Source organism: Nocardiopsis oceani, assembly GCF_054777395.1.
This window is the reverse complement of the sequence record NZ_BAAHAR010000035.1, coordinates 74558-101008: the sequence shown is the minus strand read 5'-3', so window position 1 is coordinate 101008 and position 26451 is coordinate 74558. Positions and strand designations below refer to the sequence as shown.

Sequence of the window (26451 nt, the reverse complement as noted above, 5' to 3'; positions counted from 1 at the left end):
AGCCGGGCGATGTGGGAGGTCGACATCGCCGGCTCCTTGGCCTTAGCGGCCACGATCCCGGCCTCCATCATCCGCCGAAACTCCCCGGCATCGGGGTGGCGGCCGGTGTTGCGCGCCTTGACCGCCCTCTCAGCGGCCCGGCACACCGCCACCGCCTCCCCGATCGACAACAACCCAGAGTCCAGGCCTTGGCGGGTGGCAGGAAGCTCCTGGGCGAAGAGTCGGCGGGCCAGCTCGGCGCGCCCGTTGGCCTCAACGGGGACCATGCCCACCGAGTGGATCAGCCAGTTCTGCACCGACCTTTGCCCACCGGCCTCCAACAGGGTGCCGGCTGCTTCCAGCTGGGTCAGGCGCAGCAGCATCGCGAGCTGGGCCTGTTCCATGTCCTCGCACACCTGCGAGATCACGTCCAGGACCTCACCAGCCGCACCCGCCGGAGGCACCTCCGCCATTTCCGAAGCGATGTTCTTCCGGGCAGCATCCATGGCGGAAACGGCGGGGGTATTGCCCGCCGTGTTCCCGCACTGCCCGAAAGAAGAAGTCATGCCCTAAGGATATCAATAACGCCCCGGAAAAGCACTAGCTCGGAGGATATAAAACTCTTACCCGGCCACCCCGGCCCGCCTTTCCTCCCTCCGGAACTAAGCCTTCCAGGAAAAGGGGGCCAACCCCCTGTTCGCATTCCTGGGCAAAGCGGGCAAATCCGCGCCCTCGTGGGAATGATCTTGCTACTAGGGTCAATCTCGGCGCCGAAATTGCTTCCGGTAGCAAGATCATCGGGGAATGGCCCACACGGAGGGGTTCGCCGCGCACATTGACCGGCCGCGACACCCGACCCGTCAACGCTCCGGCGGAGTGGCCCACCGGCCGAAGGCCGCGCTGTTCGTGGTCCGCCGCACACCTTGACCAGCCGCGACACCCCCAGCCGCCAACGCTCCGGCGGAGTGGCAGGCATCGGCCGCCAGGCCGACAGAATGAGCTTTTCGGGCGAAGCCCGAAATGGCTCGGACCTCAACCACGCGCCCCCTCTTTCCCGTAGCCGCCAACCCGCCGTCGTAGCGGAGCGTGTCAAGGTGGAGCGCCGTTGATGCGCGAAGCGCTCGATGGCGACGACCTTGACGCGCGTAGCGGAGACGGCCACAATCGGGCGGCGGGAAAGGAGGGAACCGTCAGCCGATAGAAAAACCCAGGCAGAAGACTACCCAAACCAAGAGTCACTCTACCCGGGCATCATTGTTTGAAGCTTTCGGCATCCTAAGGGTTGCCGGGTAGCCTCCGCCGGGGCAGGGTTGTTGCACATATGGCTAGTTACACATATGGCTTGTTGCACATATGGCGATGCTTCACAACCTGGCGATCCCGCTGCTGACGGAGTTGGAGATGAACAGCATCCCCGAGGCTGTGCGCCGGGTGTCCCACGAGGCCTTTACGCACCCTCTCGAACTTCTCAGGCTCCCCTGATCAGGGATAACATCTCCCTCGCCCGATTATGCAACAGCCCTGCGCAGGGACGGGCCCGGTAGCCACGCCAGAACGCTCCTGTGAGCGTCAGGCTCGGCCAGGGGCAGACGGTGCAGACAGCTCACGGCGTCGTTATTGGATCGCGCCGCCCTCATCGGCCACGATCACCGCAGGCCCGCCGATCTTCCTGCTCTAGTGCAGATCACCTTCCCGCCACCTGGGGCACCGGTGCGGTTACGGTCGCCCTGGGCTGGCACGGCGCCCCGCTCGTGGCCCCGGAACGGGTGCTTGGGCCACGCGGACCACGGGTACGGCCCGGAGTACCGTCGGCGCGGCCGACAGCGCGCTCGCGGGCTTCCCCACCCCCGGCCGACACCTCCCAAGGAATGACATGACCGAGCGCACCGTGGTCATCGGCTCCCTCCTCGGCCTGCACGCCCGACCCGCTGCCCTGTTCGTCAAGGCGGTCAACGAGACCGGCCTTCCCGTGATGGTTTCCCGCGAGGGCCACCGGCCGGTGGACGCGCGCAGCGTCCTCGCGGTGATGTCCATAGGCGCCGCCCACGGCCAGAGGGTCACTCTGATCTGCGACGAAGAGGGTTCGGAAGCGGCCCTGGACAACCTCGTGGAGATGCTCGCCAAGGAGCTCGACCCGAAGTAGGCGACGCGGGGAACCGGAGGCTTCCTCGGACACCCCGGTTCCCGGTCTCCAGTAGCCGACCCCTTACCGGCCCCCGGCTCGGGGACCGCGCGGTTCCCAAACGTCAGCCGAGGAGGCGGACGGCCTCCTCGCGCATCTGCACCTTGCGGACCTTGCCGGTGACCGTCATGGGGAACTCGTCCACGACGTGCACGTAGCGGGGGATCTTGAAGTGCGCGATCCGGCCCTCGCAGAAGGAGCGCAGCGCCTCGGCGGTGAGGGGTTCGGCGCCCTCGCGCATCCGGACCCAGACCATGAGCTCCTCGCCGTAGCGTTCGTCCGGAACACCGATGACCTGTGCGTCCAGCAGGTCCGGGTGGGTGTACAGCAGCTCCTCGACCTCGCGCGGGTAGATGTTCTCGCCCCCGCGGATCACCATGTCCTTGATCCGCCCGGTGATGCTCACGTAGCCGTCCCCGTCCATAACGGCGAGGTCGCCAGTGTGCATCCACCGGCCCGCGTCGACCGCCTCCGCGGTCTTGTCCGGCTGGTTCCAGTACCCGAGCATCACCGAGTAGCCGCGGGTGCACAGCTCGCCGGGTGTCCCGCGCGGGACTGTGACGCCCGTGCCCGGGTCGACGACCTTGACCTCCAGATGCGGCATGACCCGGCCGACGGTGGACACGCGCCTCTCGAGGGAGTCGTCCCGCCTGGTCTGGGTGCTCACCGGCGAGGTCTCGGTCATGCCGTAGCAGATGGAGACCTCGGACATCCCCATCCGTTCGATGACCTGGCGCATCACCTCGACAGGGCAGGGTGATCCGGCCATGATCCCGGTGCGCAGGGTGGAGAGGTCGTAGTCGTCGAAGTCGGGCAGCGCGAGCTCGGCGATGAACATGGCGGGGACCCCGTACAGCGAGGTGCAGCGCTCCGCCTGGACGGCCTCCAGCGACGTAACCGGGTCGAACCCGGGCCCGGGGATGACCATGCAGGCGCCGTGGCTGGTGGCGGCCAGGTTTCCCATCACCATGCCGAAGCAGTGGTAGAAGGGCACCGGGATGGCGATCCGGTCGGCCTCGGTGTATCCCAGCAGCTCACCGACAGAGAAGCCGTTGTTGAGGATGTTGTGGTGGGAAAGGGTCGCGCCCTTGGGGAATCCGGTCGTCCCGGACGTGTACTGGATGTTGATCGGGTCGTCCGGGGAGAGGGCTGCGCCGATCCCGGACAGCCGCGCCGGATCGCCCCGGTCCCCCGCTGACAGCAGTGACTCCCAGCCGGGGCCGTCGAAGAGCACCACCTCGCGCAGCTCGGGGCACTTGCCGCGCACCTCCTCGATCATCGCCGCGTAGTCGGAGGTCTTGAAGGAGGGCGCGGAGACCAGCACCGAGATGCCCGCCTGGTTGAGCACGTACTCCAGCTCGTGCGTGCGGTAGGCGGGATTGATGTTCACCAGGACCGCGCCGATCCTGGCCGTCGCGTACTGCACGAACACCCACTCGGCGCGGTTCGGTGCCCAGATACCGACCCGGTCGCCCTTGGCCACCCCGAGGTCGAGGAGGCCCAGCGCCACCCGGTCCACCTCGGCGCCGAAGTCCCGGTACGTCAGTCGGAGCCCGGAGGTCCGGTCGACCAGGGCATCGCGGTCGGGGTGGGCGGCGATCATGCGGGCCAGGTTGACGCCGATGGTGTCGCCGAGGAGAGGGGTCGTCGAGGTTCCGGAGGCGTAGCTGGGGACAGGGTCGGTCGTGCTCAAGTCCGTGCTCCTAGCTGTGCGTGGCAGAAGACCGCACGGTCGGCAGAGGCGTTCGGTCGCCGCCCCCGCCGGTCGTGTAATCCACCTCACAGCAAATCATGCGAGCCGAACCCGGCACATCGGCCGGCGGACATCTCCGAACGGGTGACCCGCACCCTCGGGGAGCATCCGGGCGGGGCGTTACTCCTTGACCCGGTGGACCCGGTGCGGTGCGGCTTGCGCGCGGGGCTTGACCACCAACAGGTCGATGTTGACGTGCGGGGGCCGGGTGACCGCCCACACGATGGTGTCGGCGACGTCCTCGGCGCTCAGCGGGTCGGGAACACCCGCGTACACGGACTCCGCCCTTTCCGCGTCGCCGCGCAGCCGGTTGAGGGAGAACTCCTCGGTCTTGACCATGCCGGGAGCCACCTCCAGCACCCGGACCGGCTCGCCCACCAGTTCCAGGCGCAGCGTGGCAGCAAGCGTGTGGGCACCGTGCTTGGCGGCCACGTAACCGCCGCCGCCCTCGTAGACCAGGTGCCCGGCGATGGAGGACACGATCAGGACGGTCCCGTCTCCACTCTCGGTGAGCTTGGGCAGCAGGGCCTGGGTCATGTTGAGCACGCCCAGGACGTTGACCTCGTACATCCGGCGCCAGTCGGCGGGGTCTGCGGTGGCGACGGTCTCGGTGCCGATCGCTCCGCCCGCGTTGTTCACGAGTACGTCGCAGGAGCCCAGGGCCCCGGCGAAGGCGTCGACCTCGGCGCGGTCGGTGACGTCGAGGACCTGGGCGCGGGCGCTGTGGCCCTCCTTGGAGATTTCCTCGGCCAGCGCTTCGATCCGTTCGGCGCGGCGGGCGACCAGGACCACGTCGTAGCCCTGGGCGGCGAGCCCCCGCGCGGTGGCGGCACCGATCCCGCTGCTCGCTCCGGTGACGACCGCGGTCGCTGTCATGTGGTTCCTCCCAAGGTCGGTTGTCGCGCCGAGCGTATCCCGGCGGGCTGGTTCGGGGCCGGCGCGGGCCGTAGGGGCGGGGCCGGCGCGGGCCGTAGGGGCGGGGCCGGCGCGGGCCGAATGTGCGAGTCCAGCGGGGCCGCGGGGGACACCAAGGGGACCCAGGAGATTCACCGATAGGAAACGTTGTGTTTTCTAAAGCGCCGGGTTAGCCTTTAGAGAACTGTTCGTTCTCTAAAGGGTTGGGGAGTGTGATGGCCGGCAAACAGACGTCGTTGGCGCTGACCCTGCCCGGGCTGCTGCTGGTGATGGTGCTGGCCCCGCTGGACCAGACCTCGGTCGCCCCCGCCCTGCCGGAGATCGCGGGGGAGCTCGGCGGGCTGGACCAGATGCCCGCCGTCATCACCGCCTACCTCGTGGCCGCCACCGCGGTACTGCCGGTCTACGGCAGGCTCGGTGACCGCTTCGGCCGCAAACCGCTGCTCCTGGCCGCCCTGGTGCTCTTCGTCCTCGGCGCGCTGCTGTGCACGCTGGCCACCTCCTTCCCGCTCTTCGTCGGCGCCCGCGTACTGCAGGGCGTGGGCGGTGGCGGTCTGATGATCGGGGCCCAGGCCACCGTCGGCGAGATCGTGAGCCCCCGTGAGCGCGGCCGCTACCTGGGACTGTTCGGTGCCGCCTACGTGCTACCCGCCGTGGGCGGCCCCCTGCTCGGCGGGGTGATGGTCGACCTACTCTCCTGGCGCTGGATCTTCGCCATCCACGTGCCGCTCGGCGCGGTCGCCTTCGTGGCCCTCGCCCTGACCCTCCACCTGCCCAGGCCGCACAACCGCCAGCCGGTCGACCTGTTCGGCGCCGCCGCGCTGGCCGCGACCGTGGTCGGCACCGTGCTCCTGGCCGACCTGCTGGCCGGGGGCGGGCAGCGGCCGGGGTGGGTGGTCCCGGTGCTGGCCGGGGCCACCGCCGCCGCGCTGGTGCTCTGGCTGGTCTCGGCCCGATACGCCCGGGATCCCGTGCTACCGCTGCGCCTGCTGCGCCAGCGGGGGTTCACCGTCCCGGTCCTGCTCAGCTTCACCGTGGGCTTCGCCCTCTTCGGCACTCTGACCTACATGCCCGCCTTTGCCCAGATGGGGCTGGGCACCACCGCCACCGAGGCGGGCTTCCTGGTGACCTCGTTGATGGCGGGGGCCCTGGTCACCATGACCGTCTCAGGGCGGCTGATCACCAGGAGCGGCCGGTACCGACGGTACCCGATCAGCGGTACCGCGCTGATGGCCGCGGGCGCCCTGCTGCTCGGCCTGTTCGGCGACGAGTGGGGTGTTCCGGGGCTGGTGGCGATGCTCTTCCTGATCGGCCTCGGGGTCGGGATGGTCATGCAGGTGGTGATGCTGGCCGCGCAGAACGCCACCGACCCGTCCGACCTCGGGGTGGTGACCTCCTCGGTGCTCTTCCTGCGCCAGGTGGGCGCCAGTGTCGGCGTCGCCCTGATGGGCGCTCTGATCACCCGTTCCTTCGCCGACCGGGTCCCCGCCGAGGCCGCGGACCTCGACGCCCTCACACCGGAGGCGATCGCCGCTCTGCCAGCGCACAGCAGGGAGCTGGTGGAGGCCGCCTTCGGCGCCGCCGTCCCCGCGGCGGTCCTGACCGTGGCCCCACTGCTGGTGGTGGCCTTCCTGCTGGCCCTGGCCCTGCCCGCGATACCCCTGCGCACCAAGGCGCAGACCGAACTCGACCGGGAGCACCGATGACCTCAACTGCCGCTATCCACAGCCCGCCGGTCGCCCCGTTGGCGACGTTCGGCGCGCAGGACCTGGCCACCGTCGGCGGCAAGGCCGCCAATCTGGGAGAACTGCTGCGCGCCGGGCTGCCGGTGCCGGAGGGGTTCGTCGTGACCACCGGGGCCTACGCCGCCGTCGCCGATTCCGCGGGGCTGGCCGATCTGCTCACCTCCGCGGAGGCGGACGGGCCGGAGTGGGATCCCGCCGAGCTCCGTGCCGCGGTGGTCGGTGCCGACCTGCCCGAAGGGCTGCGCGAGGCGGTTACGGCCGCGTACGAGCGGCTGGGTAAGGACGTCCCGGTGGCGGTGCGCTCCAGCGCCACAGCTGAGGACCTGCCCGGGGCGGCTTTCGCCGGGCAGCAGGACACCTACCTGAACGTGGTCGGGGCCGAGGCCCTGGTGGACGCGGTGCGCCACTGCTGGGCCTCGCTGTGGACCGACCGGGCGGTGGCCTACCGGCGGGAGCGCTCGGTGGACCAGGCCGACGTGCGGATCGCCGTGGTCGTCCAGGTGATGGTCGACTCCGAGGTGGCCGGGGTGATGTTCACCGCCGACCCGGTGAGCGGGGCACGCGACCGGACCGTCGTGGACGCCGGGTCCGGGCTGGGCGAGGCGGTGGTGTCCGGCCTGGTCACCCCCGACCACTACCTGTTGGACGAGCGCGGACAGGTCGTGGAGTGGACCCCGGGGCGGGGCGAGGTGGTGGTCCGTTCGGTCGCGGGCGGCGGGGTCAGGGAGGAGCACGGTGCCGAATCAGGCGGGACCGGTACGGGTTCGCGGGCTCCGCTGCTCTCCGAGGCGCAGCTGACGGTACTGGCCGCGCACGCGAGGACCGTCGAGGAGCACTTCGGCCGCCCGCAGGACATCGAGTGGGCGCTCTCGGACGGGCGCTTCCGGATCGTGCAGGCCCGGCCGATGACCGCGCTACCACCGCCCTCCGCCCCGCTCAACCGGCGCGAACGCCTCCAGGGGGCGATCCTCATGGAGTACCTCCCGGTCCGCCCCTACCCCATGGACGTGAGCACCTGGCTGGGGCACGGTCCGACCGAGATGATGCGGGAGATCACCGAGTACTACGGCCTCCGGGGCGCCTTCGCGAACTTCCTCCGCGAGGAGGACGGGGTGGTCGTCCAGATCGTCCCGCCCTCACCGCGCCCGGCGCCGAAGGCGGTACTCACCCCCTGGAAGCTGATACGCAAGGCCCGTCGGTTCCGACCGGCCGACTGGGCCGAAGACCCCCGGCTCGCGGAACTCGTCGCCGAGGCCGACGCTCTGGACGCCCTGGACCTGTCCGCCCTGACCTGGGCGGAACTGACTGCGGTCCCCGGCCGGGCGCTGGCCCTGATGGATACCTGCCGTGATCTGCGGATCGACTACCTGCCCGGCAGCGGCCTCGCCCTGGCCCGAATGGCGCTGGCCACCAGGCTCCTGGGCCGCGGGAAGCTGATCGCCGACCTGCTCGGCGGGGCCCGGACCCGGACCGAGGACTCGAACGAGGCGCTGCAGGCGCTGACCGACCTGGCCCGTACCGAACCCCGGCTGCACGAGCTGGTCACCGAGCACGAACCCGACGAGGTGCTGCGCGCGCTGGGAGGGGACACCGGCACCGGGTCGGCCGACTTCCGCGCCGCCCTCGACGGTTTCCTGCGCGAGTACGGGCGCCGGGAGACCACGTCCCCGCTGCTGGTCAGCGCGCCCACCCTGGTCGAGTCACCCGAGGTGGTGCTGGGCCTGGTGCGCTCCCTGCTCGATCAGCCCGAGGCGGCTGAGCAGGAACGGGGCGCCGCGTCCAGGTCCGCGGAGGCGCTGGAGCGCCTGCTCGAACACCCTCTGCTGCGGGGCCGCCGCGCACGCGCCCGGATCGAACGCTGGTTGCGGGCGGCACAGGGCGGCGTGGCCTTCCGCGAGGATTCCCACTTCTACTTCACCGCGATGCTCCCGGCGCTGCGCCGCTCCCTGCTGGAGATCGGCGAGCGGCTCCGGCGGGCGGGGGTGCTGACGGCGGGCTTCGACGTCTTCCACCTGCGCATGGCGGAGGTGGAAGAGGTCGAGGACGCCGAGACGATCCCCGAGGCCCAGGCCGAGCGGCTGCGCTCCCTGGTGCGGCAGCGGGCGGCCAAGCGCGCCGAGCTGGCCGGGGTGCGGCTGCTCGACCCGGCCCGGGTCTACCCGCGCGAGGCCGACGGCGACGCGCTGGTCACCGGTTCCCCCGCCAGCTCGGGAACGGTCACCGGAACGGTCCGGATCATCCGCGGGGCGGAGGACTTCCACCGGCTCGGGGAGGGGGACGTCCTGGTCTGTCCGTACACCAACCCGGCCTGGACCCCGCTGTTCCAGCGGGCCGCCGCGGTGGTGGTGGATTCGGGGGCGATCGCCTCACACGCGGCGATCGTGGCCCGCGAGTACGGCCTCCCAGCGGTGATGGGTACCGGCACCGGCACGTCCGTGCTCACCGAAGGGGCGAGGGTCACGGTGGACGGCGGGGTCGGCCGCGTCACCCCGGCTCCATAGGATGCGGTCATGTCCGCCGAGAACACCGACCACCGCAAACGCCCCCGACGCCGAGGGGAGGCACTGGTCAGCGCCATCCTCGAAGCCACCATCGAGGAGCTGCGGGAGCACGGCTACGCGGCGCTGACCATGGAGGGTGTCGCCGAGCGGGCCAAGGCGAGCAAGGCTTCCCTGTACCGGCGCTGGAACTCCCGAGCCGAACTGGTGATGGACGCGGTCTACCACCTGCTTCCCGACCCGTCCGAGATCCCGGACACCGGGAGTCTGCGGGGTGACCTGCTGGCGGTGCTCCGCCAGACCGCCGCGATGCTCGACAGCCCCGCCGGAACGGCGCTGCGCGGACTGCTCGGTGAGACCCTGCCCTACCCGGACCACGCCGAAGAGGTCCGCGCCCGTTCGCGGGGGATGAGCCGGCAGATGATGGCGGAGGTCGCGCGAAGGGCCGTGGAGCGGGGCGAGATCCCGCCCGAGGCGGTGGTGGGCCCGCGGCTGGACGTCGGACAGTCGCTGCTGCGCAACCACTTCCTGTTCCAACTGGAGCCCATTCCCGACGGCATGGTCGTCGAGGTCGTGGACACGGTCCTGGTGCCGCTGTTCCACACCGTGCCGTACGAGGCGGGCGTGCACGGAGATCAGCAGGAGGTTCAGGGCCGGGCGGACCACATGCCCTAGGCAGCCGGACCGGTGCGGCGGTGCGCCGGTTGAGCTTCTGGCCGGGCGCGATGGCCGTTCCGGCCGGGCTCCTGACCCTGTGCGGTCAGAAAACACGTGGAGTGACGAGGCAGCGTGCTGTTACCGTCGGCGCACTCCACTCCACCGGCCCTGTTCGCGGTTGCGGTCACGGGCCCTTCGGGCAAGGACAGCCATGGCACCACCCCCCGCCGCCGACCGCCCCCCACCAGGCGATCCCCCGCCCTCGGACCGCGCCAAGGTCCCGCTGCTCGCCCGCCTCAGCGTCTATACGATGCTCAGCACCCTGTCCGATTTCGCATTCGGCGCGGTCTTCGTCACCGTGATCATCGCGCGCGGCGCCGACCCTTGGGCCGTGGGCATGGTCATCGCGGGCGGCCAGGTGATCGGGCTGCTCATGGAAGCGCCCAGCGGTGCCCTGGGTGACCGGTTCGGCCACCGCCGCCTGCTCTGGACCGGGCTCATGGTGTGGGGTGCGGGATTCGTGACCCTCGGGTCCGTCGACGGCCTCGCGCTCACCCTGGTGGGCATGTGCCTGGGCCACATCGGCGCGTCACTGAAGTCCGGCACCCTGAGCGCGATCCTGATCAACCGGATCGGGGACCATGAGCGGAACACCCGGATCTCCCGCGTCGTCCGGGTCGGCGCGGTGTCCGCCCGGGCGGGCTCGGTCCTGGGTGCGGCGTCGGTGATGGTCGCGGGGACGTGGCTGTCGGCAGATGCCCTGATCGCCGCGGGCGGCGTGCTGGTGCTGGTTCTGGCCGTCCTCGTACCGGTGTGCTTCCCAGCCACGCCGGGGCAGCCTGACCGGCGCATCGGCACCATCGTCCTGGAGTCAGTGCTCTTGGTGGCCACCCGCCGGTTCGTCCCCCAGGTGGCGCTGGCGGTGTCCCTGATGGTGGCGACGATGCTCCTGGTCGTTGCGTGGCAGCCGCTGCTGCTGGCCCAGTACGGCGACGAAGACGTGCGCCGGAACGGCCTGTTCATGCTGCTGATGACCGTGTCGCTGACCGCTGGAGCGTTCTGCTCGCGGTGGGTGGACCAGACCCGACCCCAGGTGTGGGGCCCGGTGGTCTCGACGGGGATCGGGCTGCCGTTGGTACTGATGGCGTACGAGGTGGTCCCGCTGTGGGCCGGACTGATGGCTGCGGAGTTCCTCATCGGTATGGGCGGGGTCCTGAGCGGGCAGTGGTGCCAGCAGATGTTCACGGACGCCAACCGGAACACGATGTTCTCGGCGGTGACGGTGGTGGGTCTGCTCGGCGGTGCCCTCACCACGAGTGCGTTCGGCTGGTTGTGGGAGGTGTGGAGCATCCCCCTGGCCGTGTCCTCCCTGGGGGCGGTCGCCCTGGTCTTGGCTGTAGCCGCCCTCGTGCTCGCCCGCTGCTTCCCTGAGTCGGCGGACTTCACGTGGGCGGCGCGGCAGAACGAGGCGGCCCGGAGGGCCGCCGACGAACCCGGAGAGCAATCCCCCGACCGGCCCGGGGAACAGCCCGGCGAACGGGTCCAAGACCTGCCCGGAGAGAAGGCGTAAGGCGGCCCGCGGTCGTGGGAGCGCCACCTGTTAGCCTTCGATCCGGTTGACGTGGGTACCGGTTGACGCAGGGGAAGTGAGTGACTATGGAGCTGTCCGAACTCCTTCGGGAGCGCCCGATCCTCCAGGCTCCGATGGCTGGCGGCGCGTCCACACCAGCGCTGGTCTCCGCGGTGGAGAGTGCGGGCGGCCTGGGGTCGCTCGCCGCCGGATACCTCACCGCGGACGCCGTCTCCGAGCAGGTCCGCGCGGTCCAGGACCAGGGCACGAGTGCCTTCGGGGTGAACCTGTTCGTGCCCGGCCCCAGCACCGCCGGCACCGCCGCGGTGGACGCCTACCGGGCGGAGCTGGCCCCGGACGCGCGGCGCTACGAGGTGGAGGTCGGCCCGGCCCGCTACGACGACGACTCCTGGGACGCCAAGCTCGACGTCCTGACGGCCGCCGCCGTCCCACTCGTGAGCTTCACGTTCGGCTGCCCCTCCGGCGAGGTCCTGGAACGCCTCCGTGCGACGGGGTCGGCCACGGTCGTCACCGCCACCACCGTCGACGAGGCCCGCACCGCCGTGGCCCGAGGCGCCTCCGGCCTGTGTGTCCAAGGTCTGGAAGCGGGCGGCCACCGCGCTACCTTCGACCCCGCCCGCGGCGACGACCGTCCGCTCCTGGAGGTCCTCCCCGACGTCGTGGCCGCCGTCGATGTCCCCGTCATCGCCGCCGGCGGGATCATGACCGGTGCGGACATCGCCGCAGCCCTGAACGCCGGGGCGGCCGCGGTCCAGCTGGGCACCGCCTTCCTCCGGTGCCCGGAGAGCGGGGCCCAACCCCTGCACAAGGCCGCACTCGCCGACCCCGCCTTCACCGAGACCTCCCTGACGCTGGCCTTCACCGGCCGTCCGGCACGCGGGCTGACCAACCGCTTCATGACCGAACACCGGGATGCCCCTTCGGCGTACCCCGAGGTCCACCACATGACCAAGCCCCTGCGCGCCGCCGCGGCCCGCGCCGCCGACCCCGAGGGCATGGCCCTGTGGGCGGGCACCGGTTTCCGCGCTTCCCGGGAGCTGCCCGCCGCCGCCCTGGTCGCCGAGCTGCGCGCCGAGGCCGTCAAGGAGGGTGCGCGCCTCTAGCGGCACAGGGGCGTCGGCCGTCCTGTCAGGGCAGGGCGGGCCCGCGCATCTCGGGGACGGGGCGCTATAGGTTCGGATGCGTGACGCTTCGACTGTCCTACCTCGACACCCACGTGGACGTCCGTGTCGGCCCCGGCGCGGACCTCACCGAGACCCTGCGTTTCCTGGGCAGCCACGTCACCACGGAGGGCCACGCCTTCTCCCCGTACAGCAAGTACGCGGTGGATCCGGTGCGGTTCCGGAAGCGTTTCCCCTCTGCCGCTCCGGGCCTGCGCGTCCCGGTGCGGTCGGTGCTGTATCCCCGGATCGGGCCCGGCCCCACCCGCCTCACCCCGCTCGCGCCTGACCCGTCCGCCCTCGCCGCCAACACCGAGTCGGCCTTCGACGGGCCTCTCTGGCACACCTTCGTCCCGGACCTGCGGGACCGGTGGTCGGAGTCGCGGGCGGAGATCCTGCGTGGCCTCTCCGTAGCCCCTGCTCAGGGGCTCACCGGAGGGGGCGACCTCGCGCACCTCCCCCTCCCCTGAATCTCCCACCGGAAAGGTCCGCCCATGGACGCCGTTCGGGCGTACGCGCACAACTCCTCCTCGATGTGGCGGTACCTGCGCTCCGGCCGGGCCGAGGCACGGCGCCACGGGAACGCGGACGTCCTGCTCGGCGGGGAGGAGGTCCGGGTGAACGTGGTCGACCCGACGTCCGAGCTGCCGCCGGAAGCTCTGGAAGCCCTGCGCCTCCCGGGCTCCGTGGCGTTGGAGGACCCCTACGCGCAGCTCGAAGTCCCCGGTTTCGAACGCGCCGCCTGGCCGGTCCTGCACCGCGACCGGTCCCTCCCGACGCCGACCGCAAAACACGAGGTGGTCCGCGTCGGGGACCCCGCCGACCTCGCGGTAGCGGAGCACACGATCGTGTTCGGCTTCCCCCTCCCCCGCCGCCAGCCGGACCTCCTCCTGCCCGCCGGCTTCCTGGACGTTCCCGGTTTCGACGCCTGGCTGGTCCGACGCGACGGCGACCCGGCCGCCGCCTGCCTGACCCTGGACGACGGGAACGTCGTGTGCGTGTTCTGGCTGGCCACGCTCCCCGGGCACCGATCCCGGGGTGTCGGCCGCTCCGTCATGGCCGCGGTCATCGCTGCACACCCCGAACGCAACGTTGTCCTGGTGGCCTCCGCCGACGGGCGGCCGCTCTACGACTCGATGGGCTTCACGCACGAGGGCACCGGGGCCTTCCACACCCGCCCGGCACACAGCCGAAAGTGTCATCAGCGGGCGCTGATGCGGATGTAGCGGTTGAGGGCCAGGGGCGCGAAGACGGCGATGATGGCGGCCGAGGACAGCACCGCGTAGAGCACCGGGTTCTCCGCCGGCCAGCCGGTGGGCTGGGCCAGTCCCGCGGGGGGCGCGTTGCCGAACAGCTCCCGGGCGGCGGAGGCCACGGCCGTGACCGGGTTCCACTCGGCGACCACGCGCAGCGGGGCGGGCATCGCCTCGATGGACACGAAGGCGCCCGACACGAAGGCGACCGGGAAGAGCCAGACCAGGCCCAGGCTCTGGGCGACTTCGACGCTGCGGGCGGTCAGGGCGATGAAGGCGCCGATCCAGGAGGTCGCGAAGGCGAAGAACAGCAGCACCGCGACGCCGAGGAACACCTCGCCCGCGCCCGTGGTGACGCGCCAGCCGATGGCGAGGCCGACGAGTGCGGTGACCAGCAGGGAGAGGGAGCTGGTGGCCAGGTCCGAGATCGTCCGGCCCAGGATGACCGCGATCCGGGACATGGGCAGCGACCGGTAGCGGTCGACGATGCCCTTCTGGAGGTCGTTGGCCAGACCGACCGCGGTGAAGGACGAGTTGAACAGCAGGGTCTGCGCGAAGATCCCGCCGATCAGGAATTCGCGGTACTCCGCTCCGCCCAGGCTGCCCCCGAAGACGAAGGCGAGCAGCAGCACGAACATCACCGGCTGGATCACGCCGGAGACCATGGAACCCGGGGTCCTGAGGACGTTGAGCAGGTTGCGGTGGGCGACCACTCCGCTGTCGGACACCGATCTGATGAGCGTGTTCACCGCGGGCCTCCGCCGAGTGGGGCGGGTTCGGCCGCCGGTTCGTCCTGCTCGCCCTGTCCGGTGAGTTCCAGGAACACCTCGTCCAGGGTGGGGCGGCGCAGCGCCACCTCCACGACGGGGACGCCGCCGCGTTCCAGCGCGGCGAGCGCACGGGTCAGTGCCCCTTGGCCCTCGGATGTGGCCACGGACAGGCGGCGGGCGCCGCGGTCCGCCTCGGGCGGACCGCTGCCGTAGTCGGCGACGATTGCGGCAGCCGGGTCGAGGTCCACGGCGTCGGCGAGGACGAAGTCCATCCTCGACACCCCCATGTGTTCCTTGAGCGCGTCGGAACTGCCCCGGGCGATCACGGTCCCCTTGTCGATGACGACGATCGTGTCCGAGAGCTGGTCGGCCTCCTCCAGGTACTGGGTGGTCAGGAGGACGGTGGTGCCGTCTTCGACCAGGTTGGAGACGATGTCCCAGGTGTCCATCCGCCCGCGCGGGTCCAGGCCTGTGGTGGGTTCGTCGAGGACGACCACCTCCGGCCGGGCCACCAGGGCCCCGGCCAGGTCCAAGCGGCGCCGCATACCGCCCGAGTAGGCACCCGAACGCTGGCCGGCCACGTCGGAGAGCCGGAAGCGGCGCAGCAGTTCGCGGGCGCGTTCGGCGGCCTGCTTGCGGTTCATCCCGTACAGGCGGCCCACCATGCGCAGGTTTTCGAAGCCGGTGAGCTTCTCGTCCACGGCCGCGTACTGGCCGGAGAGCCCGATACTGCGGCGGACCGCTCCGGGCTCGGTCACGACGTCGTGCCCGGCGACGCGGACGCGTCCGCTGTCGGGGCGGAGCAGGGTGGTGAGCACGCGGACCGTGGTGGTCTTCCCGGCTCCGTTGGGTCCGAGAAGGCCCAGGACGTGGCCGCGCGGCACCCGGAGGTCGATCTCCCGGAGCGCCCGGTGCTTTCCGAAGGACTTGCTCAGGCCCTCGACGTCGATGACATGGTCTTCGGGGTCCACGTCACTCCCTTCGCGGTCGGTGGCCCGGTCGGCCGGTGCGGCCGACCGACCGGGCCGGGGCGGTCAGGCGGCGTCGAGCTGGCGGACCCGGTGGGGCCGCATGTCCGTCCAGTTGGCGTCGATGTAGGCGAGGCACTCCTGGCGCTCGTCCGGGCCGTGGCGTACGACCCACCCGGCCGGGACCGGTACGAAGGCGGGCCACAGGGAGTGCTGGTCCTCGTCGTTGACCAGGACGAGGAAGGTGGAGTCGGTGTCGTCGAACGGGTTCTGCATGGCTGGTTCCTTCTGCTCTTTGACTGGTGTTCTGGCGAAATGTGGCTGAGGTGGCCGAGGGCTCAGGTGCGGCCGCGGCCGGGTGGCTCCGGCCGGATGGTTCAGGCTCGGCTGGTGAGGGGCCGGGCCAACCGGTCGGCGACCACGGGACCGATCACCGACAGCGGCTCCGGTCTGGCCATGAGCGCGTGGGTGCAGTCCACGTCGTGGTCGTCGATCCGGCCGTCGACGAAGGGGCGCCACCGCTCCGGGAGCGGGGCACCGGGGACGCTGTCGAGGGCCGCGGTGAAGAAGAGGACGTCCCCGTCGAAGACCGGGGGCCGCCCGTGGCGCAGCAGCGACACCTGCTGGTCGAAGGCGCGGAGCATGGCGTCGACCGTCTCCTCCGAAAGCGCGCCCAAGGGGTCGCCGTTCCGGCGGAAGACCTCCAGGGCGTCCCGGGCCGCGGGCGACGCGGGGAGCTCCCCGCTCTCCCGCACGTAGCCCAGGGCCCGGAGCAGCGCGGTGAGGACCTCGCCGTCGTCGGCGAAGTCCGCCTCGGCGTCCTGCCCGAACGGGTGCGAGTCCAGCAAAGCGAGTGTGGCCACCTCGTCGCCGCTCTCCTGGAGGTGGTCGGCGAGCGCGTGTGCGATGTTGCCGCCGAAGGACCAGCCCAGCAGGTGGTAGGGCCCCTCGGGCTGGATCTCGCGGATGCGGGCGGCGTAGTCCTCGGTCAGTGCCTTCAGGTCCGGTGCTTGGTCCGTGTCCGGGTCGCCGGGGGCGAGTCCCGGGGCCTGGAGGCCGTAGACGGGGTGGTCGGCGCCGACGTGCCGAGCCAGCCCCGAGTAGGACCAGGCCAGTCCCCCGGCAGGGTGCACGCAGAACAGCGGTGCGCCCTCACCGGTGGCGCGGATCGGCAGGATCCGGCCGAGCCCGCTCCTCGCGGCTCCGCCCTCGGCGCCGTCCGGGCCGTCCGGATCGTCCAGGCCGTCGGCGGCCCCGATGAGCCCGGCGACCGTGGGGTTCTGGAAGAGCATGGGGACGGTGACCTCCCGTCCCAGGGCCGTACTGGCCCTGCCCACGAGGCGCGCCGCCAGCAGGGAGTGGCCGCCCAGTTCGAAGAACCCGTCGTGGACGCCGACCTTCGGCAGGTCCAGGACCTCCGCGAACAGCGCGCACAGCCGGGCCTCGCGGCGGGTCTCGGGGATCCCGGTCACTTGGGGGGCGTGGTCCGCGGGGTCGGGCAGGGCGGCGTGGTCCACCTTCCCGTTCACGGTCAGCGGCACGGACTCCAGGCGGACGAAGACCGCGGGGACCATGTACTCGGGCAGCTGGGCGCCGAGGTGTCGGCGCAGTTCCGCGTCGGTGGGGCCGGGCCGTTGGCGCGGCACGGGGTAGGCCACGAGCCTGGCGTCCCCGCTCGCCGTGCGGCGCACCAGGACCGCGGCCTCGGCGACGTCGGGGTGGTCGACCAGGTGCGCCTTGACCTCCCCGGGCTCGATGCGGAAGCCGCGGAGCTTGACCTGGTCGTCGGCGCGGCCGACGAAGTCCAGGGTGCCGTCGGAGCGCCACCGCACCAGGTCGCCGGTGCGGTACATGCGCCCGCCGGAGGCGGTGAAGGGGTCCGCGACGAACCGCTCGCCCGTCATACCGGGTCGGCTGCGGTAGCCGCGCGCCAGCCCGGCCCCGGCGATGTACAGCTCGCCGAGGGCACCCACGGGCGCGGGCTGGAGCCCGTTGTCCAGGACGTAGACCCGGATGTTGCCGACCGGTCTGCCGATGGTGGGTCCCGCCTCGCCGCCGATCCCGGCGACGACGGCGTCCACCGTGGTCTCGGTGGGCCCGTAGAAGTTGTAGGCGCGCACGCCGGGGCGTCGGCTCAGCGTCTCCCAGAGGTCGGTGTCCACCGCCTCTCCGCCCAGCGCCACAACCGAGAGCGCGTCCGCGTGGTCGAGCACCCCCTCGGCGATGAGCCTGCGGGCGTAGCTGGGTGTGGTCTCGATGGTGTCCACCCCGTTGCGGCCGAGGTAGTCGGCCAGACCGGAGGGGTTCCGGCGCACGTCGTCCTCGACCATGTGGAGTTCGTGGCCGCCGACCAGCCAGAGGACCGGGTCCCAGGAGGCGTCGAAGGCCACGCCCGCGGTGTGCGCGACGCGGAGCCTGCGGCCCAGTTCCTCGCTTACCGGGGCGAAGAGCTCCTCCCGGTGGCTCAGGAACAGGTTGACCAGGGATCCGTGCTCGACCTCGACGCCCTTGGGGCGGCCGGTGGAACCGGAGGTGTAGATGACGTACACCACGTCGGAGGCGGAGAGCGGACGGACGCGCTCGCGGTCGGTCGGGGCGCCCGCGGTGGCGCAGTGGCAGTTCCCGTGCCGGTCCGCGAGGGTGTCCACCTCCAGGACCTCGGTCCCGCCCGCGGTCCGGGGTGTGAGTGCGGGCCGGTGCGCGAGTGCTGCGTCGGTGAGCACGAGCCGCGGTTCGGCGTCCTCGACCATGGCGGCCAGCCGCTCGTCGGGGTGGTCCGCGTCCAAGGGGAGGTAGGCGGCCCCGCTCTTGAGGACGGCGAGGAGGCTCACCACGGTCTCGACCGATCTCGGGAGCAGGACGGCGACCACGTCGCCGGGTCCGTTCCCGAGGTTGACCAGTGAGCGCGCGAGGCAGTTGGCCCGCCGGTCGAGAGCGGCGAAGCTGAGCCGCTCCCCTCCGCACACCAGGGCGGTGGCGTCGGGGGTGCGCCGGACCTGGTCCTCGAACAGCTCCACGACGGTCTCGGCCGGGAGCTCCCGGCTGCGGCCCCGGCCGTCGGAGAGCAGGCCCGCCCGCTCGTCGCCGGAGAGGATGTCCAGCCGTCCCAGCGGGGTCTCGGGGGCCCGGGTGGCCGCGTCCAGCAGCCGCACGTACCGCTCGACGAGGAGCCGTGCCGTGGCCGGGTCGAACATCGCGCTGTTGTACTCCAGCCTGCCCGCGACTCCCCCGACGCCGCCGAGGGAACAGGTCTGTTCGGCGAGGTCGAAGGAGAGGTCGAACTTGGCGCCCGGCGCGGTGGCGCCCGGTTCGGGCCGCACGTCCAGCCCCGGCAGTTCCAAGGTGGGGGTCTCGTTGTTCTGGAGGGTGAGGACGGTCTGGAACAGGGGGTGCCGCCCGAGCGCTCGGGACGGGTTCAGCCGTTCCACGATCTGTTCGAAGGGCACTTCCTGGTCGTCGAAGGCGTCCAGGTCCGCGTCGCGCACGCGGGCCAGGAGTTCGGTGAAGGACGGGTTGCCGGAGGTGTCGGTGCGCAGCGGGAGCGTGTTGACGAAGAACCCGACCAGCTCGTCCAGCGCGGGGTCGGTGCGCCCGGCGACCGGGGTGCCGATGACGATGTCCTCGCCCGCTCCCAGGCGGGTGTGCAGGGCGGCGAGACCGGCCTGGAGCACCATGAACAGGCTCGTGGAAGTGGACCGTGCCACGCGCAGCAGCCGTTCGTGCAGGTCCGCGCCGAGGTCGACCGGCGCACTGTCGGACGGCTGGGAGGTGGTGCGCGGCCGGGGGCGGTCAGAGGGCAGCCTGAGCTCGTCGGGGGCGCCGGACAGGCGGCGCGCCCACGCGTCGAGGCTGTGCCGGAGCGGGCTTTCGGGGTCGTTGTCGTCGCCCAGCACCTCGCGCTGCCACAGCGCGTAGTCGGCGTACTGGACCGGGAGGTCCCGGCCGAGCGGGGCGGTGCCGTGCACGCGGGCGGTGTAGGCGGTGGAGAGGTCGCGTGCCAGCGGCGCGGTCGACCAGCCGTCGCCCGCGATGTGGTGCAGGACCAGCAGCAGCACGTGGTCGGGTCCCGCCTTGAACAGGTGCCCGCGCAGGGGTGTCTCGACCGCCAGGTCGAACCCCCTTCCTGCCTCCCGGGCCAGGGCCCGGTGCAGCTCCTCCTCGGAGGCGACCTCGGTGAATCCGGTCTCCGGGGCCGAGGACTCCGGCGGGAGCACGCGCTGGTAGGGCTCGCCGTCGGCGTCGGGGAAGACGGTGCGCAGGCTCTCGTGGCGTGCCGTCACGTCGCCGAGGGCCCCGCGAAGGGCCTCCGTGTCCGGTACTCCGGTGATCCGCACCGCCATGGGCAGGTTGTAGTCGGCCGCCGTGGTGTCCATGCGGTTGAGGAACCAGAGCCTGCGCTGCGCGAAGGACAGCGGAGTCCGCTCGGGCCGGGAGACCGGCTGTAGCGGCGGACGGGAGTGCCGTCCGGTGCCGAGCGCGGCGGCCAGGCCGGAGACGGTCGGCGCCTCGAACAGGGTGCGGACCGCGACCTCGGCGCCTACCGCGTGCCGGATGCGGGCGACCAGGCGCACGGCGAGGAGGGAGTGGCCGCCGAGCTCGAAGAAGTCGTCGTCGATGCCCACCTCTGGCACGTCCAGGACCTTGGCGAAGAGCTCGCACAGCACGGCCTCGTTCCGGTCGCGCGGACCCCGGCCGCCGCCGGCGACGGCCTCCGGTTCGGGCAGCGCCGACCGGTCGAGCTTGCCGTTGGGGGTCAGCGGGAGTTCGGGCAGCACCATGACCACGCCGGGCAGCATGGCCGCGGGGAGCCTGTGGGCGGCGTGGTCTCGGACCCCGCGGGTGTCCGGAGCCACGCGGGACCGGGCGGTGACGTAGGCGGCCAGCCGTGCGTCACCGTCCTTGGTGCGGGTGAGGGCGACCCCGGCCTGGGCGACGTCGGGGTGTTCGGCCACCACGGCCTCCACCTCGCCGAGCTCGATCCGGTGGCCCCGGATCTTGACCTGGCCGTCCGCGCGGCCGACGTAGCGCAGTACCCCGTCCGGTCGCCGGGTGACCAGGTCGCCGGTGCGGTACATGCGGGATCCGTCGGCGGCGAACGGGTCGGCGACGAAGCGGTCGGCGGTCAGGCCCGGGCGGCCGAGATAGCCGCGGGCGATCCCGGCGCCGGTGAGGTAGAGCTCGCCGACCACCCCGGCGGGGACCGGGCGCAGCCGGGTGTCCAGCACGCGCGCGCCGGTGTTGGCGATCGGTCTGCCGATGGCCGGTTCGTCCTCCTCGTCGGAGCGGGCGGTGACGCTGTCGACCGTGCACTCGGTGGGCCCGTAGAGGTTGTGGGCCACAAGTCCCGGTGCCTCGCCCAGTTCCCGCCACAGCCGGGGGTCGACGGGTTCGCCGCCCAGGGCGATCACGCTCGGGCCGGAGCCGGAACCGTCGTCGGTACCGCCGGCGACCAGTCCCAGCGCGAGGAGCTGGCGGGCGTAGGACGGGGTGGTCTCGATCGCGTCGATCCGGCGGTCGCGCAGGTGCGCGACCAGGCGTTCGGCGTCCCCTCGGAGCGGGTCCTGGACGACGTGCAGTTCGTGGCCGTCCACCATCCAGAGGAATGGGTCCCACGCGGCGTCGAAGGAGACCCCGGCGGTGTGCGCGACCCGCAGGTGCCGGCCGGCGGCGGCGCGGGCCGGTTCGAACACGCGCTCCTGGTGGGAGCGGAACAGGTTGGCCAGCGAGCGGTGCTCGACGACCACGCCCTTGGGGCGGCCGGTGGAACCGGAGGTGTAGACGACGTAGGCCGCGTCGTGGGGGCCGGGCCCGGGCGGGGCGGCGTTCATCGACGTGTCCGGCGGCAGGGCGTCAAGGTGCAGCACCGTGCTGTCGGCGGGCGCGCGTGTCCGGTCGCCCGTGGTGGTGAGGACGTGCGCGGGTGCGGCGTCGGCCAGCATGTGGTCGATCCGCTCCTTCGGGTACGAGGTGTCGACCGGCATGTAGGCCGCTCCGCTGCGGAGCACGCCCAACAGGGCGACCGCGAGGTCGGCCGAGCGGGGCAGCATCGTCGCCACGACCGTTCCGGGGCCCGCACCGCGGTCGGCGAGCAGGCAGGCCAGGCTCTCGGCGCGGGCGTCGAGTTCGGCGTAGGTGAGGGTGACGTCGCCGGCGACCACGGCGGTGTGGTCCGGGGTGCACAGGACCTGGGCGGTGAACGCGTCCAGGATCGTCTCGGGCTCGTGTGGGCGGGTCGGTCCGGCCGCACCCGCGGCCAGTGCGTCCCGCTCGCCGGGCAGGAGGAGCTCGGCCTCCGCCACGCCGGTGTCCGGCGCCTCGGCCAGCACCGACAGCAGGTGGGTGAAGCGCGCAGCGATCGACGCGGCGGTGTCGCCGTCGAACAGGTCCGCGTCGTACTCCAGGTCGCCCAGGAGCCCGTCGGCGGAGCCGTCGGTGCCTTGGTGCTCGGTGAGGTTCAGGGTGAGGTCGAACTTGGCCTGGTCGGTGCCGGCCCCCTCCTGCACGCTGGTCTCCAGCCCGTCCAGCGACGGCTGCGCGGCCGGGATGTTCTGGAGGGCGAGCATGACCTGGAAGAGCGGGTGGCGCGAGCCGCGGCGCGGCGGCCGCAGCTCCTCCACCACGCGGTCGAAGGGCGCGTCCTGGTGGGAGAACGCGGCGAGGCTGGCATCCCGTGACCGGATGACCAGGTCGTCGAAGGTCGGGTTCCCGGATGCGTCGGTGCGGATGACGACGGTGTTGACGAAGAAGCCGACCAGCGCGTCGAGCTCGGCCTCCGACCGGCCCGCCGTGGGTGTGCCGACGGTCAGGTCGGGGCCCGCGCCGAGGCGGGACAGCAGGGCGGCCAGCCCGGCGTTGAGCACCATGAACAGGCTCGCGCCGTGCCGGTCGCCCAGCTCGTTCAGGCGCTCGTGCAGTTCCGGGGACAGGGCCAGCGGTACCGAGCCGCCGCGGCCGCTGGACCGCTCGGGGCGGGGGCGGTCCACCGGGAGGAGCGCCTCCTCGGGGGCACCGCGCAGGGCGTCGCGCCAGAAGCCCAGCTGCCGCGACATCTCGCTGTCGGGGTCGTCGGCGGAGCCGAGGACCTCGTTCTGCCAGAGGGTGTAGTCGGCGTACTGGACCGGCAGGGGCGCCCATTCAGGTGCCCGGCCCTCGGAGCGGGCAGCGTAGGCGGCGGCCAGGTCCTGGGCGAGCGGGCCCAGTGACCAGCCGTCTCCGGCGATGTGGTGCAGGACGAGCAGGAGGACGTGGTCGTTGTCGCCGACCCGCAGGAGCCGGACCCGGAACGGAGTCTCGGCGGTGACGTCCAGCCCCCGCCCGGCCTCCGCCGCGAGGACACGCTCCAGGTCCTGCTCCGGGCAGGTGACCGCGGCGTAGTCGAGGTCGGCTGCGCGCGAGGCCAGCACCCGCTGCTCGGGCTCCTCCCCGTGGCTGGGGAAGACGGTGCGCAGGGTCTCGTGGCGCTCGACGACGTCGTCCAGGGCGCGGCGCAGGGCACCGGTGTCCAGCTCGCCGCGCAACCGCAGCGCCGCCGGGATGTTGTAGGCGCCCGAGCCCGGCGCGAACCGGTTGAGGAACCACAGCCTGCGCTGGGCGTGTGACAGGGGAATGCGGTCGGGGCGTTCGCGTACCTCCAAGCGGGGACCCGTTTCGGCCGTCTCCGGCAGCGACCGGGCCAAGGCGGCGACGGTCGGGTTCTCGAAGAGTTCGCGGATGGCGGGGGCCGCTCCGAACTCGGAGCGGATGCGGCCGATCAGCCGGGTGGCCAGCAGTGAGTGGCCGCCCAAGGCGAAGAAGTCGTCGTCCACGCCGACGGTGTCCACACCGACGGCCTCGGCGAAGAGCGCGCAGAGCAGCCGTTCGCGCTCCGTGCGCGGCGGGCGGGACCGGGAGTCCTGGGTGGTGGGCGCGGGCAGGGCGTCGCGGTCCAGCTTGCCGCTGGGGGTCAGTGGGAGCTCGGGAACCGCCACGACCTGCGCGGGGACCATGAAGCCCGGTAGCCGGTCGGCCGCGTGCGCGCGGACCTGCTCTGTGCCGGAGGGGCTCACCTCGATGTCGGAGGTGTCCGCCGCGACCACGTAGGCCACGAGGCGCGTGTCGGCGCCGTCGCCGACCGGGACCACCGCTGCCCGGCGCACACCGGGCGCGGCCCGGACGACCGCCTCCACCTCGCCCGGTTCGACCCGCACGCCCCGCACCTTGACCTGGTCGTCGGCCCGGCCCAGGAAGCGCAGGGTGTGGCCGGGGCCCGGGGACACCAGGTCGCCGGTGCGGTACATCCGGCCGCCGTCAGCGGCGAAGGGGTCGGCCACGAACCGCTCGGCGGTCAGGACGGGGCGGCCCAGGTAGGCGCGGGCGACGGCCTCGCCCGCCACGTAGAGCTCTCCTGTGGCCCCTTCGGGCACGGGCCTGAGCCCCGAGTCCAGGACGTAGGCGCGCGCGTTGGCGACCGGGGTCCCGATCACGGGCTCGGTGCCGGGGGTGATGGGCGCGGTCAGGCTGTCCACCGTGGTCTCGGTGGGGCCGTACAGGTTGTGGGCGCTCACGTGTTCCAGGGACGCGAGGGTGTCCCACAGCTCGCGGTCCACGGCCTCGCCGCCCAGGGCGATGACCGATGGCCCGCCGGGCCCTCCCAGCCCTTCGTCCAGGAGCGCGCGGGCGAAGGAGGGGGTGGTCTCGACGGCGTCCAGTCCGCGCTCGCGCAGGTGGGCGGTGAGCCGTTGCGGGTCGCGGCGGAGTCCGTCGTCGACCAGGTGCAGTTCGTGGCCGTCCACCATCCACAGGAAGGGGTCCCAGGAGGCGTCGAAGGAGAGTCCGGCGGTGTGCGCCGCTCTGAGTCTTCTGCCGAGGCGGTCCTGAGCGGGGCCGAAGACGCGCTCGCGGTGGGAGTACAGGAGGTTGAGCAGGGACCGGTGTGCCACGGCCACGCCCTTGGGGGTGCCCGTGGAACCGGAGGTGTAGATGACGTAGGCGAGGTCGTCGGCGGTGGCGGTTCGGGTCAGTTCGGCGAGGCTGGGGCGGGGCCCCTGCTCCACGCAGGCCCGGATGGCCGGGTCGTCCATGAACACGGTGCCGGTGTCGGTGGCGGCGGTGCCGGGCACGGTCGCGCGGTGGGCCAGGACCACGTCCGGTCGGGCGTCCCGGACCATGGCGGCCAGGCGGCCCTCGGGGTAGCCGGGGTCCAGCGGCAGGCAGGCCGCGCCTGCCTTGAGTACGGCCAGCTGGGCCACGGGGAGGTCGGTGTGCCGCCCCAGGCGGATACCGACGACGCTGCCCGGTCCTACTCCGTGCTGGGCGAGCCGGGCCGCCCAGCGGTCGGAGCGGTCGTCGAGTTCGGCGAAGGTCAGGCTGCCGTCGGGCGCGACGACGGCGGTGTTCCCGGGTGTGCGCGAGGCGGTGAGCTCGAACTCGGCGGCGACGGTGTGGTCGGGCAGCGTGCGGGTGGCGCCGCCGGCCCGCTCCAGCGCCTCCCGCTCGTCCCGCGGGGACTGCACGTCGAGGACGCCCACCGGGGTGGCGGCGTCGTCGGCGATGGCCCCCATGACGTGGAACAGGCGCTGCTGGTGGTCCTCGAGCTCGGTGGCGGTGTAGAGGTCGGGGTTGCCGTCGAAGTCCACGCGGATGTCGCTGGCGGCGCTGAGCCCGTGGAAGATGACGGAGAGGTCCTCGATCGGCCCGACCGACAGGTTGTGCGTGGTGGCCGGCAGGCCCGCGAAGACCAGTTCCCCCAGCGGCGGGATGATGTTCACCGACGGGCCGGTCACCCTTCGGCCGGTACTGCCTGAGCCGCCGCCCCGGCGCATCTCCTCGTAGCGGTACCGCTGGTGGCGCAGGACCTGCCGGGTCTCCCGCGCGACCTGCCCCATGAGTTCGGACACGGGCCGGTCCGGCCGGACCCGCACGCGCAGCGGGATGATGTTGGAAACCGCGACCGGGACCGACCTGGCGTGCGGGGTGCGGCGCGTGGTCACCGGCAGCCCCAGGACGATGTCGCGGGCGCCGGTGTGCCGGTGGAGGTAGACGGCGGTGGCCGTGAGGACCGCGGCGGGCAGGCTGGTCCGCTGCTCGCGGGCGGCTGCCTGGAGCCCGGCCGCGACCGTGCGCGGCAGGTGGGCGGTGGCCCGGTTGAGGCTGGTCGGCATCCGCGTGGGCTGACCGGCCAGGCCGACCGCTTCGGGTGCGTCGGCCATCCGCTCCGCCCAGAAGCTCTCGTCCTCCGCGGCGGTTCCGTCCTCGCGGTAGGCCGCCTCCTCGTCAAGGAGCCGGCTCATCGGCCCGAAGGGGTTGGGTCCGGGCTCGGTTCCGGCGACGAGGGCGTCGTGGACTTCGGTGATCCGGCCCAGGACCAGCATCGCCCCGTAGCCGTCGAGGAGCAGGTGGTGGACACGCTGGTAGACGAAGTGGCGCTCCGGGCCGAGCTGGAAGACGACCTCGGCGAACAGGGTGTCTCCGCGCACGTCGAGGGACCGGGCGAGGTCCTCGCGCATCCACCTGCGGGCCGCCTCGGCGGGGTCGTCCTCAGCGGTGAGGTCGACGACGTCGGGCCACCAGTCCTCGGGGTGGCGGACCTCCTGCCAGGGAACCCCTTCGTCCTCGCCGAAGCGCAGGTGCAGCGACTCGGTCTCCAGCACCGCCCGACGGATAGCGGAACACAGGGTCGGCACGTCCAGCGGACCATTGAGCTCCAGGTACTCGGCGATGGCGTACACCGGGTTTCCCGGGTCCATCTGCTGGGCGTACCACAGCCCCTTCTGGGCGGCCGTGAGCGGCAGGCGGTGGGGGTGGCCGGTGTTCGTCATCGAAAACCTTCCAATCGCTTCGGCGCCTCCGTGCGAGCAGCGGAGGGGACGCGGGTGTGGGGCTCGTGGGAGGCCGGGTCTGCTGGCCCGGAGGCGGTGCCCCGCCTCCCAAGCGATCGCCCCATTGCTGAAGGTTGACCGCTTTCACTCTCTTAACTCGGTTCACGGGTGATTCGGGGCGTCG

At 72.2% G+C, this 26451-nt stretch carries 15 protein-coding genes and 1 pseudogene; 9 read left to right on the top strand and 7 right to left on the bottom strand.

The window, feature by feature from the left end:
- Nucleotides 1-545 (bottom strand): annotated as a pseudogene (locus tag ACYVDG_RS21385) (HNH endonuclease signature motif containing protein); the annotation flags it as partial.
- Nucleotides 546-1338: 793 nt separating this feature from the next.
- Between ACYVDG_RS21385 and ACYVDG_RS21380 the strand changes: the two are divergent.
- Both ACYVDG_RS21380 and ACYVDG_RS21375 read left to right on the top strand, forming a co-directional pair.
- The gene (locus ACYVDG_RS21380) at nt 1339-1461 is read left to right on the top strand and encodes a hypothetical protein (protein ID WP_460756270.1); all 123 of its coding nucleotides are present in this window, start codon (nt 1339-1341) and stop codon (nt 1459-1461) included.
- 391 nt (nt 1462-1852) lie between these two features.
- Nucleotides 1853-2122: an HPr family phosphocarrier protein gene (locus ACYVDG_RS21375; protein WP_460756266.1), complete on the top strand. Its 270-nt coding sequence runs from the start codon at nt 1853-1855 to the stop codon at nt 2120-2122.
- Nucleotides 2123-2225: 103 nt separating this feature from the next.
- Here ACYVDG_RS21375 and ACYVDG_RS21370 read toward each other — a convergent pair whose 3' ends face one another.
- Together ACYVDG_RS21370 and ACYVDG_RS21365 are read right to left on the bottom strand one after the other, a co-directional pair.
- Entirely contained in the window at nt 2226-3854 is a 1629-nt protein-coding gene (locus ACYVDG_RS21370) for an AMP-binding protein (RefSeq protein WP_460756261.1), read from the bottom strand.
- A gap of 180 nt (nt 3855-4034) precedes the next feature.
- Nucleotides 4035-4790 carry an SDR family NAD(P)-dependent oxidoreductase gene (locus ACYVDG_RS21365; RefSeq protein WP_460756255.1) on the bottom strand — a complete coding sequence of 252 codons (756 nt, stop codon included), beginning with the start codon at nt 4788-4790 and terminating at the stop codon, nt 4035-4037.
- A gap of 254 nt (nt 4791-5044) precedes the next feature.
- On the opposite strand from ACYVDG_RS21365, the gene ACYVDG_RS21360 reads away from it, so the two are divergent.
- The 7 genes from ACYVDG_RS21360 to ACYVDG_RS21330 all read left to right on the top strand — a co-directional run bounded on the left by ACYVDG_RS21360 (nt 5045) and on the right by ACYVDG_RS21330 (nt 13706).
- Nucleotides 5045-6535, top strand: coding sequence for an MFS transporter (locus tag ACYVDG_RS21360; protein ID WP_460756252.1), 1491 nt, complete (start codon nt 5045-5047; stop codon nt 6533-6535).
- On the top strand, nt 6532-9075 hold the full coding sequence (locus tag ACYVDG_RS21355) for a PEP/pyruvate-binding domain-containing protein (protein ID WP_460756249.1): 2544 nt from the start codon (nt 6532-6534) through the stop codon (nt 9073-9075). Before ACYVDG_RS21360 ends, ACYVDG_RS21355 begins: the two co-directional genes overlap by 4 nt.
- A gap of 9 nt (nt 9076-9084) precedes the next feature.
- A complete protein-coding gene (locus ACYVDG_RS21350) occupies nt 9085-9747 on the top strand; it encodes a TetR/AcrR family transcriptional regulator (RefSeq protein ID WP_460756243.1) in 663 nt (220 codons plus the stop codon).
- Between the two features lie 193 nt (nt 9748-9940).
- Complete coding sequence (locus ACYVDG_RS21345) at nt 9941-11299, top strand: MFS transporter (RefSeq protein WP_460756239.1); 1359 nt, start codon at nt 9941-9943, stop codon at nt 11297-11299.
- 86 nt (nt 11300-11385) lie between these two features.
- Nucleotides 11386-12423, top strand: coding sequence for a nitronate monooxygenase (locus ACYVDG_RS21340; RefSeq protein ID WP_460756285.1), 1038 nt, complete (start codon nt 11386-11388; stop codon nt 12421-12423).
- A gap of 80 nt (nt 12424-12503) precedes the next feature.
- Nucleotides 12504-12950 (top strand): hypothetical protein, encoded by a 447-nt coding sequence (locus ACYVDG_RS21335; protein WP_460756235.1) that lies wholly within the window; start codon nt 12504-12506, stop codon nt 12948-12950.
- Between the two features lie 24 nt (nt 12951-12974).
- On the top strand, nt 12975-13706 hold the full coding sequence (locus ACYVDG_RS21330) for a GNAT family N-acetyltransferase (RefSeq protein WP_460756231.1): 732 nt from the start codon (nt 12975-12977) through the stop codon (nt 13704-13706).
- Here ACYVDG_RS21330 and ACYVDG_RS21325 read toward each other — a convergent pair.
- From ACYVDG_RS21325 to ACYVDG_RS21310, 4 genes are all read right to left on the bottom strand, one after another.
- Nucleotides 13682-14482: an ABC transporter permease gene (locus ACYVDG_RS21325; protein ID WP_460756226.1), complete on the bottom strand. Its 801-nt coding sequence runs from the start codon at nt 14480-14482 to the stop codon at nt 13682-13684. The two genes, ACYVDG_RS21330 and ACYVDG_RS21325, sit on opposite strands and share 25 nt — an antisense overlap.
- On the bottom strand, nt 14479-15474 hold the full coding sequence (locus ACYVDG_RS21320) for an ATP-binding cassette domain-containing protein (protein ID WP_460756222.1): 996 nt from the start codon (nt 15472-15474) through the stop codon (nt 14479-14481). Before ACYVDG_RS21320 ends, ACYVDG_RS21325 begins: the two co-directional genes overlap by 4 nt.
- 63 nt (nt 15475-15537) lie before the next feature.
- The gene (locus tag ACYVDG_RS21315; protein WP_460756219.1) at nt 15538-15747 is read right to left on the bottom strand and encodes an MbtH family protein; all 210 of its coding nucleotides are present in this window, start codon (nt 15745-15747) and stop codon (nt 15538-15540) included.
- A gap of 101 nt (nt 15748-15848) precedes the next feature.
- Entirely contained in the window at nt 15849-26267 is a 10419-nt protein-coding gene (locus tag ACYVDG_RS21310) for an amino acid adenylation domain-containing protein (protein WP_460756216.1), read from the bottom strand.
- Between the last annotated feature and the right edge of the window lie 184 nt (nt 26268-26451).

Bases quoted from the DNA above. Each gene is read 5' to 3' on its own strand.
- ACYVDG_RS21380 (WP_460756270.1), top strand. From the start codon at position 1,339: ATGCTTCACAACCTGGCGATCCCGCTGCTGACGGAGTTGGAGATGAAC.
- ACYVDG_RS21375 (WP_460756266.1), top strand. From the start codon at position 1,853: ATGACCGAGCGCACCGTGGTCATCGGCTCCCTCCTCGGCCTGCACGCC.
- ACYVDG_RS21365 (WP_460756255.1), bottom strand. From the start codon at position 4,790: ATGACAGCGACCGCGGTCGTCACCGGAGCGAGCAGCGGGATCGGTGCC.
- ACYVDG_RS21360 (WP_460756252.1), top strand. From the start codon at position 5,045: ATGGCCGGCAAACAGACGTCGTTGGCGCTGACCCTGCCCGGGCTGCTG.
- ACYVDG_RS21355 (WP_460756249.1), top strand. From the start codon at position 6,532: ATGACCTCAACTGCCGCTATCCACAGCCCGCCGGTCGCCCCGTTGGCG.
- ACYVDG_RS21350 (WP_460756243.1), top strand. From the start codon at position 9,085: ATGTCCGCCGAGAACACCGACCACCGCAAACGCCCCCGACGCCGAGGG.
- ACYVDG_RS21345 (WP_460756239.1), top strand. From the start codon at position 9,941: ATGGCACCACCCCCCGCCGCCGACCGCCCCCCACCAGGCGATCCCCCG.
- ACYVDG_RS21340 (WP_460756285.1), top strand. From the start codon at position 11,386: ATGGAGCTGTCCGAACTCCTTCGGGAGCGCCCGATCCTCCAGGCTCCG.
- ACYVDG_RS21330 (WP_460756231.1), top strand. From the start codon at position 12,975: ATGGACGCCGTTCGGGCGTACGCGCACAACTCCTCCTCGATGTGGCGG.
- ACYVDG_RS21315 (WP_460756219.1), bottom strand. From the start codon at position 15,747: ATGCAGAACCCGTTCGACGACACCGACTCCACCTTCCTCGTCCTGGTC.
- ACYVDG_RS21310 (WP_460756216.1), bottom strand. From the start codon at position 26,267: ATGACGAACACCGGCCACCCCCACCGCCTGCCGCTCACGGCCGCCCAG.